Here is a 13,059-nt window from a genome sequence, read left to right on the forward strand (position 1 = left end):
TCATCCTTTCAGCCATCCGAGCCCGAATACCGTGAGCGCACCTACGCCCGACCGCATCGTCATCGCCACCCGTGAAAGCCGCCTCGCCCTGTGGCAGGCCGAGCACGTCAAGGCCCGTCTTGAAGCCCTCTATCCGTCCTGCAAAGTGGAATTGCTGGGCATGACCACGCGCGGCGACCAGATTCTGGATCGGCCCCTGGCCAAGGTGGGCGGCAAGGGCTTGTTCGTGAAGGAACTCGAAACCGCCTTGCTCGACCGGGCCGCCGACATCGCCGTGCATTCCATGAAGGATGTGCCGATGACCCTGGCGCCCGAGTTCGCGCTGGTGGCCATCGCCGAGCGGGAGGTGCCGCTGGATGCCTTTGTGTCCAACAAGTACGACAGCCTCGACGACATGCCGCCGGGCGCCGTGGTCGGCACTTCCAGCCTGCGCCGCGAATCCCAGATCCACGCCCAATACCCGATGCTGGCGGTGAGCAGCCTGCGCGGCAATCTTGATACCCGCCTGCGCAAGCTCGATGAGGGCCAGTACGACGCGATCATCCTCGCTGCCGCCGGCCTGACCCGCCTGGGCCTGGCCAGCCGCATCCGCTCCACTCTGCCCACTGAAGTGTCTCTGCCGGCTGCGGGTCAGGGCGCCCTGGGCATCGAGGCCCTGGCGGATCGCCCCGAAGTGGCGGCCTGGATCGCTCCGCTCGCAGACGTCCGCTCTGCCGCCTGCGTGCGTGCCGAACGGGCAACCTCCCGGGCCCTGGCCGGTAGCTGCGAAGTACCGCTGGGCGCCTATGCCGAGGTGCAGGAAGGCGAGCTGTGGCTGCGCGGCTTTGTCGCCCTGCCCGATGGCTCGCGCATTGCCCGGGCCGAACGCCGTGGTCCCATCGACCAGCCGGAAGCCCTGGGCCTGGCCGTGGCCGACGACCTGCGGGCTGATGGCGCCGACGAGATCCTCGCCAGTCTGTAAGCGTCACCGGAATGGGTGAGCAGCCCCTGGCCGGGCGTTCCATCGTCATCACCCGCCCCGCCGGGCAGGCCGACAGCCTCTGCGCGGCCCTCGCGGCTCTGGGTGCCGAGCCCCTGCGCTTTCCGCTGCTGACCATCTCGCCGGTACGCGACACGGCCCCGCTGGAAGCGGTGGCGCGGCGCTTGGGCGAGTTCTCCCTGGCCTTCTTCGTCAGCCCCAACGCCGTCAATTTTGGCCTTGATGCGCTGTTGCGCGTGGGCCCGTGGCCGGCCGGGCTGGCTGTCTCAACCGTGGGGAAGGGCAGTGAAGCGGCCCTGGCAGCCCGGGGGTTCCCGGACGTCATCGCGCCCTCCGGCGGTTTTGACAGCGAGTCTGTCCTGGCGCTGCCCGCCTTTCAGTCATCTGCGGTGGCGGGGCAGCGTGTGCTGATCCTGCGTGGCGACGGTGGTCGCGACCTGCTTGGCGATACCTTGCGGGTCCGGGGGGCGGAGGTTGAATACCTTACCTGTTATCACCGCAGTGGTCCCACGGATGATCCCGTGCTCCTGCTGGATCGCGCCAGGGCGGGACAGCTTGACGCGCTGACGCTGACCAGCAGCGAAGGGCTGAGCTATCTCCAGGCGTTGCCCGGGGGAGAAGCCTTGCGTGGTGTGCCGGTCTTCGCCCCTCATCCGCGTATCGGTGAGCGTGCCCGGGCCGCCGGGTTTGCCACGGTGATCACGACCGCCGCGGGGGATTCAGGGCTGATCGAAGGACTTGTCACCCATTTTTCCACGCGCAACCACAACACGTATCCGGGTTAAACTCACGTCCATGAGCAGCGAAATCCCAAGCCTTCCGCCCCTTGAGGCGGCCCAGCCCGCCGCGCCGGCGCAGGCGGTCTCTTCAGCCTGGCGACGTCCTTCCGCCGTGATTGCCGCCATCGCGCTTGCCTTGCTCGGTTGGCAGTGGATGGAGACCCGAGGCCGGCTGGCAGAACTGCATGAGGAGCTTGCGCGGCGTCTCTCCGAGGGTGACTCGGTGGCCCGTGAGGCTCTGGCCCTGACCCGGAAGAATCAGGAAAACCTGCAGGATCTGCAGAACAAGCTGAGTGTGCTCGATGCCCGCTTTTCTGAAACCCAGGGCCAGCAATTGGCCCTGGAGGCGATGTACCAGGAGTTTTCGCGGACCCGGGACGACCGGGTGCTGTCCGAGGTGGAGCAGGCCGTGACCATCGCAGCCCAGCAACTGCAGCTGGCCGGCAACATTCAGAACGCGCTGGCCGCCCTGCAGACGGCCGATGCCCGTCTGGCCAGCGTCGACCGCCCCCAGTGGCTGTCGGTACGAAAGGCACTGGCCGAGGATATCGAGTCCCTGAGGGCGCTGCCCCAGGTGGATTCAGCCGGTGTGGCGCTCCGGCTCGAAACCCTGATGGGACGCCTCGACGGCTTACCGCTGGCGTTCGAGGCCCGCCCCAAGGTGCTTCCCCCGCCGAGGGAGAGCGAGCCGGGATGGCTTTCGGCCCTGTGGCTGGACTTCTGGAATGAGTTCAGCCAGCTCGTCCGCATCGAGCGCATGGATCGTCCCGATCCGGCCCTGTTGGCACCCAGCAATGCCGTTTTCCTGCGCGAAAACCTCAAGCTGCGCCTCATGAATGCCCGGTTGGCACTGCTTACCCGTGACGGAAACACCTTCCGCGAAGACATGCGGCTTTCGGCAAGCTGGCTGGATCGCTATTTCGATGTGCGTAATGCCGCGGTGGCGGCTGCGCGGGATGAGCTTCTGGCGCTGCAGAAGTCTCCCGTCGGTGCGGATCTGCCCCCACTGTTGGCCAGCCAGAACGCCCTGCGCGCCGTGCTGTCGCGCCTCGAGCGTCGGGTCGATGCGCTACCGGCAGCGCCGGCCGCTCCGGCACCCAAGGCGGCAACCCGCCCTGCGAGGAAGAACTGAGGCCGGTCATGCGTGGATTGATGTGGTTGATCGGCCTTTTCGCCCTGGCCGCAGGACTGGCGGTTGCCGGGCGCTACAACGAGGGCTATGCCCTGCTGGTGTGGCCGCCTTACCGTATCCAGATTTCAATGAATCTCCTGCTCCTGCTGCTGATCGGGGGTTTTGCCGCGCTCTATGCCCTGTCGCGGCTGGTCGCCCGGACAGCAGCCTTGCCACGGGCGGTGCAGCGTTTTCGTGCGCGCAAGAATCGCGACAGGGCATCGCAGGCCCTCTACGATGCAGCTCGGCTGCGTATAGAGGGGCGTTTCGGGCAGGCCCTCAAGCAGGCCGCGCTGGCGTATGAAGCGAAGGAATCGCCCGGTTTGGCTGCCTTGCTGGCCGCCCGGGCCGCCCATTCGCTGCGGGACGAGGAGCGCTACCGCGAATGGCTGGCCAAGGCTGCAGCCCACGATGAAGAGGTGCGTGTGGCGCGCCTGATGACCGAGGCTGAGCTTGCCGTGGAGGGACGGCGTTTCGATGAGGCTGCCGAGTGCATCGCCGCCTTGCAGGCCGGTGGTCAACGTCACATTGCGGCCCTTCGTCTGGCGCTTCGCACGGCCCAGGCCAAGGGGAACTGGGTGGAAGCGGTTCGTCTGGTACGCCAGTTGGTCAAGGTCAAGGCGCTTACGGCCGAGCAGGCGGACCCGGTCAAGCGTCGTGCTCACCAGGAGGGCTTGCGCCAGAAGGCTGGCGATGCCCAGGCGCTGCTGGCCTACTGGCATGACGTGCCGCGGGATGAACAGAAGGATGCCCGCCTGGTGGGTGAGTTGGCCCGAGCCCTTCTTGCCTCGGGTGAGACGGCGGCGGCCCAGAAAGCCATCGAGACCCAGCTGGCCTTGGCGTGGGATTCGAACCTCGCCGACATTTACGGGCGTTGTGAAGGCGGTGAGGTGCGCAGTCGTCTTGCCAACGCGGAGGAATGGTTGAAACGCCATCCACGTGATCCGCAATTGCTGCTCAGTCTCGGGCGTCTGTGTGTCCAGTCCCAGCTATGGGGAAAGGCCGAGAGCTACCTCGACGCGTCGCTGGCCATTGAGCCGGGCTGGGAAGCCCATGTCGAGCTGGCCCGGCTTGCTGAACGGATTGGACGCACGGATGACGCCAACCGCCACTATCGTGCGGCAGCGGAGTTGTCCCGGCGCTGATGTGTCCGCCGGTAACGCCCTGACTTCAATCGTTCAAGTTTACGGCATACCATATGAGTTTCCGGATGGTGGTTCCTGTTGGCTGTTCGATAGTTTTTTCCAATTCGGATCATTTCATCAATCAATTTGAGCGATGCGGCCGTCCGGCCTATTATGTGATTCCCAACTCTTATCAACCAGTGAAGGAAACGCAATGTCCCTGATCAATACCGAAATCAAGCCGTTCAAGGCCACCGCTTACAGCAATGGCAAGTTCGTTCCGGTCACCGACGCCGACCTGAAGGGCAAGTGGTCCGTGGTTTTCTTCTATCCCGCCGACTTCACCTTTGTCTGCCCGACCGAGCTGGGCGATCTGGCTGACGTCTATCCCGAATTCCAGAAGCTGGGCGTTGAGTGCTACTCCGTTTCCACCGACACCCACTTCACCCACAAGGCTTGGCACGACGCCTCCGACACCATCAAGAGGATCAACTACCCGATGATCGGCGACCCGACTGGCGCCATCACCCGCAACTTCGACGTGATGATCGAGGAAGAGGGCCTGGCCCTGCGCGGCACCTTCGTGATCAACCCCGAAGGCGTGATCAAGGTCGCCGAGATTCACGACCTGGGCATCGGCCGTGACGCCAAGGAGCTGCTGCGCAAGGTGCAGGCTGCCCAGTACGTGGCCTCCCACCCGGGTGAAGTCTGCCCCGCCAAGTGGACCCCGGGCGAAGCCACCCTGTCCCCGTCCCTGGACCTGGTTGGCAAGATCTGAGGTATCGACACACAGCCCTCCGGGCTGTCGTGGAACGCCCGGGCGCCGTCAGGCGTGCCGGGCGTTTTTACGTCTGCCGCAGCAAAAAGGCCGCGGGATCACTCCGGCGGCCTTGTCTGGCTTGAGGGTTGTGCCGTGCGAGCCTCAGGCCCACTCCCGCGCGACCAGGAAATCCGTGTACAGGCGGGCCTCCGGGCTGCCGGCTTCCGGGTGCCAGTCGTAGCGCCATTTGACGATGGGCGGCATGGACATCAGGATGGACTCGGTACGGCCGCCCGACTGCAGGCCGAAGAGGGTGCCCCGGTCGAAGACCAGGTTGAACTCAACGTAGCGGCCCCGGCGGTAGGCCTGGAAGTCGCGCTCGCGTTCGCCATAGGGCGTGTCCCGACGGCGTTCGACGATGGGCAGGTAGGCCGGCACGAAGGCGTCGCCGACGCTGCGGGTCATGGCGAAGGCTGCATGGAAGTCCACCTTGCCATCGGTGCCGTGGTCATCGAAGAACAGACCGCCGACACCCCGTGGTTCATTGCGGTGCTTGAGGAAGAAATAGCGGTCGCACCAGTCCTTCAGGCGGGTGTATTCGGCTTCGCCCCAGGTCAGCACCGCCGCCTTGCAGGTGGAGTGGAAGTGGCGGACGTCCTCTTCGAAGGGGTAGTAGGGGGTCAGGTCCATGCCGCCGCCGAACCACCACACGTCGTCTTTGCCCTCGCTACTTGCAATGAAGAAGCGCACGTTCATGTGTACCGTCGGGCAATAGGGGTTGCGCGGATGCAGGACCAGCGAGACACCCATGGCTTCATAGCTGCGGCCGGCGAGCTCCGGCCGTGCGGCGGTGGCGGAGGGAGGCAGGCCTTCGCCCATGACGTGGGAGAAGTTGCAGCCACCCCTTTCGAAGAAGTTGCCGTCCTCGATCAGGCGGGTCAGACCGCCGCCGCCGGCCGGCCGGGTCCAGCTATCGGTGACAAAGGGCTTGCCGTCAAACTGCTCAAGGGCGGAGATGATGCGGGCTTGCAGGTCGAGGAGATAGGCTTTGACGGCGGCGCGGTCGGGCATGGGCATTCTTCCGGGGGGCGAAACCAGCTCCTGGGGAGCCAGGGGCGGGTCAGGTGACTGGCAGCAAGCGCTTGGCGTAGACGTCCCGGTCCATGTCGCGGGCATCGGCGGTGATCTGCACGATGCGGGCGCCCGGGCCGATGCAGCTACCCATGGCCAGCACCAGGGCTTCGGTGAGGCGTTGCTTGGTGGGCTTGTCGCGACCCGACAACATGGACAGCTCGGCGTGCACGAAGCCATGGTCGGCGCCGCTGCCGACACGGAAGTGCTGTACCGGAATCAGCCGGACCTTGATGGAGTCAGGTGGATTGAAGACGCCGCTGGAGAGCAGGGCGTCACATGCCGCCTGGGCCAGGGCGGCCCCGTCGAAGCGGCCTGCCATGTTCTCGCTGTATTCGATGCGCAGATGCGGCATGTCAGTACGCGCCAAGTTGCCTAAAGCGTACTGCTGCCCCCCTGGGGGGCTGCGAACGCTGTGGGCGTGGGGGGAGTTTCATCATCGCATTCAGCCCTTGCGCCCGACGGCCCGGTAGCCGATGTCGCGACGACACTGCATGCCGTCGAAGTGGATCTGGTCCACCAGCTCGTAGGCGCGTTTCTGGGCGCTCTTCACGTTGTCGCCGAGGGCCGTGACGCACAGCACACGACCACCGCTGGTACGGATCTCAGCATCGACTTCGGTGGTCCCGGCGTGGAAGACATGGGCATCTTCCGTGGCCGCGGCAGGCAGACCATGGATAGCGTCACCCTTGCGGGGGCTGTCCGGGTAACCGGCAGCCGCCATCACCACGCCGAGGGCAAAGCGGCGGTCCCACTCGGCTTCGACCTTGTCGAGCTTGCCGGCGACAGCCGCCTCGACCAGGTCCACCAGGTCGGACTTGAGGCGCATCATGATCGGCTGGGTTTCCGGGTCGCCCATGCGGCAGTTGAACTCGACCACCCGGGGGGCACCCTTGGCATCGATCATCAGGCCGGCATAAAGGAAACCGGTGTAGGGCAGGCCCTCGGCGCTCATGCCGGCCAGGGTCGGCATGATGACCTCGCGCATGGCGCGGGCATGGACTTCCGGGGTCACGACGGGGGCGGGCGAGTAGGCACCCATGCCGCCGGTGTTGGGGCCCAGGTCGGCGTCCTTGAGGCGCTTGTGGTCTTGCGAGGTGGCCAGGGGCAGGGCGTGACGGCCGTCGGCCATGACGATGAAGCTGGCTTCCTCGCCTTCCATGAATTCTTCGATCACCACTCGCGGGCCGCGCTCGTCGTACTGCACCCCCAGGGTGTTGTGGGTGAGCATGGCGTCGATGGCGGCGTGGGCTTCCTCAAGCGTCATGGCCACCACCACTCCCTTGCCGGCGGCAAGGCCATCGGCCTTGATGACGATGGGGGCACCCTCGGCGTCCACGTAGGCGTGGGCCGCGGTGGCGTCGGAGAAGGTCTGGTAGCGGGCGGTGGGGATCTTGTGGCGCTGCAGAAACTGCTTGGCGAAGTCCTTGGAGCTTTCGAGCTGGGCGGCGAGCCGGGTCGGCCCGAAGATGGGCAGGCCGGCGGCACGGAAGGCGTCCACAACACCTGCGGCGAGGGGCGCCTCGGGACCGACCACGGTCAGGCCGATCTGCTCCTTGCGGACGAAGGCGATCAGATCGGGAATGGCCGTGATGGCCACGTTCTCGATGCCGGGTTCGCGGGCCGTGCCCGGGTTGCCCGGGGCGACGCAGACTTTATGGACCCGCGGTGAGCGGGCCAGCTTCCAGGCCAGCGCGTGTTCGCGCCCGCCGGAGCCGATGACGAGGATCTTCATGGGAGGGCGCGGATCAGTGGCGGAAATGACGGAAGCCGGTCAGGACCATGGCGATGCCCTGCTCGTCGGCGGCGGCGATGACCTCGGCGTCGCGCATGGAGCCACCCGGCTGGATGACCGCGGTGGCGCCCGCCTGGGCCAGCACGTCGAGGCCGTCACGGAAGGGGAAGAAGGCATCGGAGGCCACCACGCAGCCGGGGATGACGAGGCCGGCGTTCTCGGCCTTGATCTTGGCGATGCGGGCGGAGTCCACCCGGCTCATCTGGCCGGCGCCGACCCCGATGGTCATGCCGTCCTTGCAGTAGACGATGGCGTTGGACTTGACGTACTTGGCCACGCGCCAAGCGAACAGCAGGTCGCCGAGCTCCTGCTCGGTGGGGGCGCGCTTGGTGACGACCTTCAGGTCGGCCGCAGTGATCGGGGCAAAGTCGGCGCTCTGCACCAGCAGGCCGCCGCCGACGCGCTTGTAGTCGGGCTGCTTGACGGCGCCCAGGGGGACGATCAGCACGCGGACGTTCTGCTTGGCCTTGAGCAGTTCAAGGGCTTCTTCGGTGTAGGCGGGGGCGATGAGCACTTCCAGGAACTGGGCGCTGATCGCCTCGGCGGCGGCGCGATCAACCGTGGTGTTGAAGGCGATGATGCCACCGAAGGCGGAGGTGGGGTCGGTGGAGAAGGCCTTCTTGTAGGCTTCGAGCGGGCTGGCGGCCACGGCCACGCCACACGGGTTGGCGTGCTTGACGATCACGCAGGCGACGCCGTCAAAGGCCTTGACGCACTCCCAAGCCGCGTCGGAGTCGGCGATGTTGTTGTAGGAGAGCTCCTTGCCCTGCACCTGGATGTAGGCGGCGATGGCGCCGGCCGGGGCGCTGGACTCGCGGTAGAAGGCGGCGGACTGGTGGGGGTTCTCGCCGTAGCGGAGGTCCTGCACCTTGTCGAAGGCCAGCTGGAAGCGCTCCGGGTAGGCCATCTTGCTGCCGTCTTCCGCCAGGGCGGTCAGGTGGTTGGAGATGGCCGAGTCGTAACGGGCCGTGTGGGTGAAGGCCTTGCGGGCCAGATCGAAGCGGGTTTTGTAGCTGAGGGCGCCACCGCCTGCCTTGAGCTCGGCGATGATGGCCGCGTAGTCTTCGGGATCGGTCACGATGCCGACACCGCCGGCCTCATTGCCGTGGTTTTTGGCCGCGGCGCGGACCATGGTGGGGCCGCCGATGTCGATGTTCTCGATGGCGTCTTCCAGGGTGCAGTCGGCCTTGGCGACGGTGGCCTGGAAGGGGTAGAGGTTGACCACCACCAGATCGATGCGGGGGATGCTGTGCTCCTCCAGCTTTGCCAGGTGCTCGGGCAGGTCGCGACGGGCCAGGATGCCACCGTGCACCTTGGGGTGCAGGGTCTTGACGCGGCCATCGAGCATCTCGGGGAAGCCGGTGTAGTCGGAAACGTCGGTCACCGGCAGGCCGGCATCACGCAGGGACTTGGCGGTGCCGCCGGTGGACAGCAGCTTGATGCCGAGGGCGGACAGCTCGCGGGCAAATTCGATGACGCCGGTCTTGTCGGAGACGCTGAGCAGGGCTTGGGTGACTTTCATGGGCTTCTCGGGAAAGCCGCGAGGATTCGCGGCGCAAAATAACGGGAAAACGATTAGAGGAGTTCGTGCTCGGAGAGCTTGCGACGCAAGGTGTTGCGGTTGATGCCGAGCATCTCTGCACAGAGGGTCTGGTTGCCGCCGGCTTGCTTGAGAACGAACTCAAGCATCGGGCGCTCGACGTTCTTGATGACCATCTCGTACAGGGCGTTGGGTTTTTCGCCGTCCAGATCCCGGAAATAGGTATCCAGCGCGCGACAGACGGAGTCGGCGATGTCATTGCTGGTGCTGCTCATGCGGCAAGCTCCTGAGGAAATTCTTCGGGGTCTGCATAGACCAGTCGGCTGTCTCTGTCAGCGAGCCGGCCGAAGAACTCGTCAATGGCGGCAATTTGTTCTTGTACTGTCGGCAGGGTGTTCATGGTCTTGCGGAACTGGGCCGAGCCGACCAGACCCTTGGTATACCAGCTGATGTGCTTGCGGGCGATCTTCACGCCGGTGTCTTCACCATAGAAAGCGTAAAGGTCGGCGAGGTGTTCCTTGCACACCTGCAGGATCTCCGAGACCAGGGGCGGGGGGAGCTCTTCCCCGGTCTTCAGGAAGTGTTCGATCTCGCGGAAGATCCAGGGGCGACCCTGGGCGGCGCGGCCGACCATGATGCCGTCCGCGCCGGTGTAGTCGAGCACGAATTTCGCCTTCTGGGGCGTGGTGATGTCGCCGTTGGCGATGACCGGGATGCGTACCCGCGTCTTCACGTCGGCGATGGTGTCGTACTCGGCCTCGCCGGTGTATTGGCAGGCACGGGTGCGACCGTGGATGGCGATCAGCTGGATGCCGGACTCCTCGGCGATGCGGGCAATCATCGGCGCGTTCTTGTTGGCCTTGTTCCAGCCGGTACGGAACTTGAGGGTCACGGGGATGTTGCCCGCGGCGCCCACCACGGCCTCGAGGATGCGGGCCACCAGGGGCTCGTCCTGCATCAGCGCGGAGCCGGCCATCACATTGCAGACCTTTTTGGCCGGGCAGCCCATGTTGATGTCGATGATCTGTGCGCCGCGATCAATATTGTGGCGTGCCGCCTCGGCCATCATGGCGGGATCTGCGCCGGCGATCTGTACCGAGATGGGGTCAACCTCGCCGTCATGGTTGGCGCGCCGCTGGGTCTTGGCGCTGCCGTAGAGGAGGGAGTTGGAGGTGACCATCTCGGAGACGGCGACACCCGCCCCCATCTTCTTGCAAAGCTGGCGGAAGGGACGGTCCGTGACGCCGGCCATGGGCGCAACGAACAGATTGTTTCGCAAGGTAAATCCGGCGAATTGCATCGAGGGAGGCGCGACTGGGGAAAAGCAGGGCATTCTACCCCAAGGGCCTTTCCGAGGGCAGGGGCTGAAGTACTCGAAGGGTGTGCGGAAATACCGGACCGGCGGGTGTGATCAGGGGACTTCCGAATGGTGCATGCGTCCCTGGATGCGTGCCGCGTGGGCCGCCAGACGGGGGCCGAAGTTTGTTTCGTACTTGCGGGGGTTGGGCAGCATCACCGCCAGCCGGGCGGCCTGGGGCGGGCTGAGGCGTGCGGCGGAGGTCTTGTAGTAGCGCTGGGCCGCCGCTTCGCAGCCGAAGATGCCGTTGCCCCACTCGACGACATTGAGATACACCTCAAGGATGCGGCGTTTGTCCCAGAGTGATTCAATCATGACGGTGATGATCGCCTCTTCCGCCTTGCGGAAATAACTGCGGGATGGGGACAGGAAAAGGTTCTTGGCCAGTTGCTGGCTGATGGTGGAGCCACCCGCGACGGCCTTGCCCTTCTTCTGGTTCTTTTCGATGGCTTTTTGAATGCCATCCCAGTCAAAGCCCTCGTGATCGACGAACTTGTCGTCCTCGGCGGCGACGACCGCACGCTTCAGGTGCAGGGAGATCTGTTCGTAGGGCACCCAGCGGTAACGCAGTTCGGCATCGGGCTTCTTCTCGTTGAGTTCGTCCAGACGCAGGCTCATGAAACTGGTTTCGGAGGGGGGCACCCATTTCCACCACAGCACCTGCCCGAGCAGCCAGACATGCCATGCGACGAAGACCAGGACCAGGGCCAGCAGCGCGCGCCGGGTCCAGCGCCAGAGGGTTTGCATGGGGGAGGGGTCAGAGGCTGGCGCGAAGCTGCGCCAGCACGGGGGCGGTTTCGGGGCGGATGCCGCGCCATAGCTGGAAGCTCTCGGCAGCTTGTTCGACCAGCATGCCCAGGCCGTCGCAGAGGTGGGCTGCGCCTTGTGCCCGGGCGGCGCGCATGAAGGGGGTGTCACCCCTGCCATACATCATGTCGTAGGCCAGGCTGCCCGGGGCGTAGAGGCCGACGGGCAGGTCGGGGGCTGCGTCGGAAAGGCTGGCACTGGTGGCATTGATAATGACGTCGAAACGCTGCCCTGCAAGTTCTGCGAAGCCGCAGCCCAGGGGGGGCATCAGGCCTGCGCTGGAAAACTCTTCGGCCAGCTCGGCGGCCTTGCTGGCCGTGCGGTTGGCGATCACAAGGGTCGCCGGGGCGGCTTCAAGCAATGGCAGCACGGTTCCCCGTGCGGCGCCACCAGCGCCGAGGAGGAGAACCCGGCGGCCTTCGACGGGGCAGCCCTGATTGATGGTGATGTCGCGCAGGATGCCGGCCCCATCGGTGTTGTCGCCGAGGATGCCGTCGGAGCCGAAGGCCAGGGTGTTCACCGCACCGGCAGCCCGCGCGCGCGGCGTGTGGTGATCCGCCAGATCGAAGGCCTCCAGCTTGAAGGGGACGGTGACGTTGAGCCCGCGTCCGCCGGCGGCACGAAAGGCCTGCACGGTGGCCGCGAAAGCGTCGAGGGGGCCAAGGAGGGCCTCGTAGACGAGGGTCTGGCCGGTCTGGGCAGCAAAGAGGCCATGAATGCGGGGTGACTTGCTGTGGGAGATCGGGTTGCCGATCACTGCGTAGCGGTCCATGGGGCGTGCTCGCTTAGGGTTGTTCGGAATTGTCCGTCTTGACCATGTCGGCGTTGGTGAATTTCCACGTGCGGGTGATCACGATCTCATCCGTGTCCTTGCGGATGTTCTCCGGAAAGGCCGGGAATGGAGACGCCAGTTGAACGATGCGGATCGCCGCGTCATCCAGGATCTTGTTGCCCGACGAGCGCTGGATCTCCACATGGCGGACGTGGCCATTGGCGCCGATGCTGATGGACAGCAGCAGGCTGCCGTACATCTTGCCGCGGGCGGCCGGCGGGTAGTTGAGGGTGCCGACGCGCTCAATCTTCTGGCGCCAGTCCTCGACATACTGGGCGAAACGATACTCGCCGGCGCGGGCACCGATGAATTTCTTCCGGGGGCGTGCAGCGTAGTCCACCAGATCCTTGTCGATCTGGGCCTCGATGCGCGCTACCGCGGCCGAACTGTCGAGGAGGTCATAGCCGGAGACGGGATTGGGTGACTCGGTGGGATTGACCTGTTGGGCATCCACTTGAATGGGTTTGCCCTTGGTTCCCGCCATGATCTGCATCTGGGGTGCCTGCTGCTGTTCGCTGCGGCGCTGGGCCTCGACCAGGCCGTCACCGACCCGGGTGCGCTCCTGGGGTGGCAGTGGCGTGGCCATGCGCCCCGATTTGTCTCCTGTGCCGCCAGCGTCGAGATGGGTCTGGGCCAGCACGTCCACCTTGTCCGGACGCTGGGCGTGGCGGGAATTGACCAGCACCACTTCGAGCCCCTTGTCCTGCCGCTTGAACTTACTGACATCCGGCATCACGAAGTGAATGGACAGGATGAGGGCGTGCAGGCTGAGGGACAAGCCTAC

Annotated in this window: 14 protein-coding genes; 5 read left to right on the plus strand and 9 right to left on the minus strand. The window is 65.6% G+C overall.

The features are described from left to right. Nucleotides 1-31 precede the first annotated feature (31 nt). The 5 genes from hemC (at nucleotide 32) to ahpC (ending at nucleotide 4,831) form a co-directional block, all read left to right on the plus strand. Nucleotides 32-961, plus strand: coding sequence for a hydroxymethylbilane synthase (gene hemC, locus J0L98_RS01400; RefSeq protein ID WP_296409561.1), 930 nt, complete (start codon nucleotides 32-34; stop codon nucleotides 959-961). A gap of 11 nt (nucleotides 962-972) precedes the next feature. Next, entirely contained in the window at nucleotides 973-1,764 is a 792-nt protein-coding gene (locus J0L98_RS01405; protein WP_296409562.1) for a uroporphyrinogen-III synthase, read from the plus strand. Nucleotides 1,765-1,774: 10 nt separating this feature from the next. Continuing rightward, the gene (locus tag J0L98_RS01410; RefSeq protein WP_296409564.1) at nucleotides 1,775-2,890 is read left to right on the plus strand and encodes a uroporphyrinogen-III C-methyltransferase; all 1,116 of its coding nucleotides are present in this window, start codon (nucleotides 1,775-1,777) and stop codon (nucleotides 2,888-2,890) included. Between the two features lie 8 nt (nucleotides 2,891-2,898). Then, nucleotides 2,899-4,074: a heme biosynthesis HemY N-terminal domain-containing protein gene (locus J0L98_RS01415; RefSeq protein ID WP_296409565.1), complete on the plus strand. Its 1,176-nt coding sequence runs from the start codon at nucleotides 2,899-2,901 to the stop codon at nucleotides 4,072-4,074. A 193-nt stretch (nucleotides 4,075-4,267) separates the two neighbouring features. Beyond that, on the plus strand, nucleotides 4,268-4,831 hold the full coding sequence (gene ahpC, locus J0L98_RS01420; RefSeq protein ID WP_296409566.1) for an alkyl hydroperoxide reductase subunit C: 564 nt from the start codon (nucleotides 4,268-4,270) through the stop codon (nucleotides 4,829-4,831). A 144-nt stretch (nucleotides 4,832-4,975) separates the two neighbouring features. Here the strand turns inward: ahpC and hemF are convergent, their stop codons facing one another. The 9 genes from hemF to J0L98_RS01465 form a co-directional block, all read right to left on the minus strand. Beyond that, on the minus strand, nucleotides 4,976-5,890 hold the full coding sequence (hemF, locus tag J0L98_RS01425; RefSeq protein WP_296409569.1) for an oxygen-dependent coproporphyrinogen oxidase: 915 nt from the start codon (nucleotides 5,888-5,890) through the stop codon (nucleotides 4,976-4,978). Nucleotides 5,891-5,933: 43 nt separating this feature from the next. Continuing rightward, nucleotides 5,934-6,299, minus strand: coding sequence for a hypothetical protein (locus J0L98_RS01430; protein WP_296409570.1), 366 nt, complete (start codon nucleotides 6,297-6,299; stop codon nucleotides 5,934-5,936). A gap of 90 nt (nucleotides 6,300-6,389) precedes the next feature. Further along, nucleotides 6,390-7,679, minus strand: a complete 1,290-nt coding sequence (purD, locus tag J0L98_RS01435) for a phosphoribosylamine--glycine ligase (protein ID WP_296409571.1) — start codon at nucleotides 7,677-7,679, stop codon at nucleotides 6,390-6,392. Nucleotides 7,680-7,692: 13 nt separating this feature from the next. Continuing rightward, the gene (gene purH / locus J0L98_RS01440) at nucleotides 7,693-9,261 is read right to left on the minus strand and encodes a bifunctional phosphoribosylaminoimidazolecarboxamide formyltransferase/IMP cyclohydrolase (protein WP_296409572.1); all 1,569 of its coding nucleotides are present in this window, start codon (nucleotides 9,259-9,261) and stop codon (nucleotides 7,693-7,695) included. A gap of 53 nt (nucleotides 9,262-9,314) precedes the next feature. Next, nucleotides 9,315-9,554, minus strand: coding sequence for a helix-turn-helix domain-containing protein (locus tag J0L98_RS01445; RefSeq protein ID WP_296408794.1), 240 nt, complete (start codon nucleotides 9,552-9,554; stop codon nucleotides 9,315-9,317). After that, the gene (gene dusB / locus J0L98_RS01450; protein WP_296409573.1) at nucleotides 9,551-10,579 is read right to left on the minus strand and encodes a tRNA dihydrouridine synthase DusB; all 1,029 of its coding nucleotides are present in this window, start codon (nucleotides 10,577-10,579) and stop codon (nucleotides 9,551-9,553) included. The genes J0L98_RS01445 and dusB overlap by 4 nt, the downstream gene beginning before the upstream one ends. Before the next feature lie 111 nt (nucleotides 10,580-10,690). Further along, complete coding sequence (gene mtgA, locus J0L98_RS01455) at nucleotides 10,691-11,383, minus strand: monofunctional biosynthetic peptidoglycan transglycosylase (RefSeq protein WP_296409576.1); 693 nt, start codon at nucleotides 11,381-11,383, stop codon at nucleotides 10,691-10,693. A gap of 10 nt (nucleotides 11,384-11,393) precedes the next feature. Then, entirely contained in the window at nucleotides 11,394-12,215 is an 822-nt protein-coding gene (gene aroE, locus J0L98_RS01460; protein WP_296409578.1) for a shikimate dehydrogenase, read from the minus strand. A gap of 13 nt (nucleotides 12,216-12,228) precedes the next feature. Beyond that, nucleotides 12,229-13,053 (minus strand): energy transducer TonB, encoded by an 825-nt coding sequence (locus J0L98_RS01465; protein ID WP_296409579.1) that lies wholly within the window; start codon nucleotides 13,051-13,053, stop codon nucleotides 12,229-12,231. Nucleotides 13,054-13,059: the final 6 nt, after the last annotated feature.

The organism is Zoogloea sp. (assembly GCF_017302315.1).
Lineage (GTDB): Bacteria > Pseudomonadota > Gammaproteobacteria > Burkholderiales > Rhodocyclaceae > Zoogloea.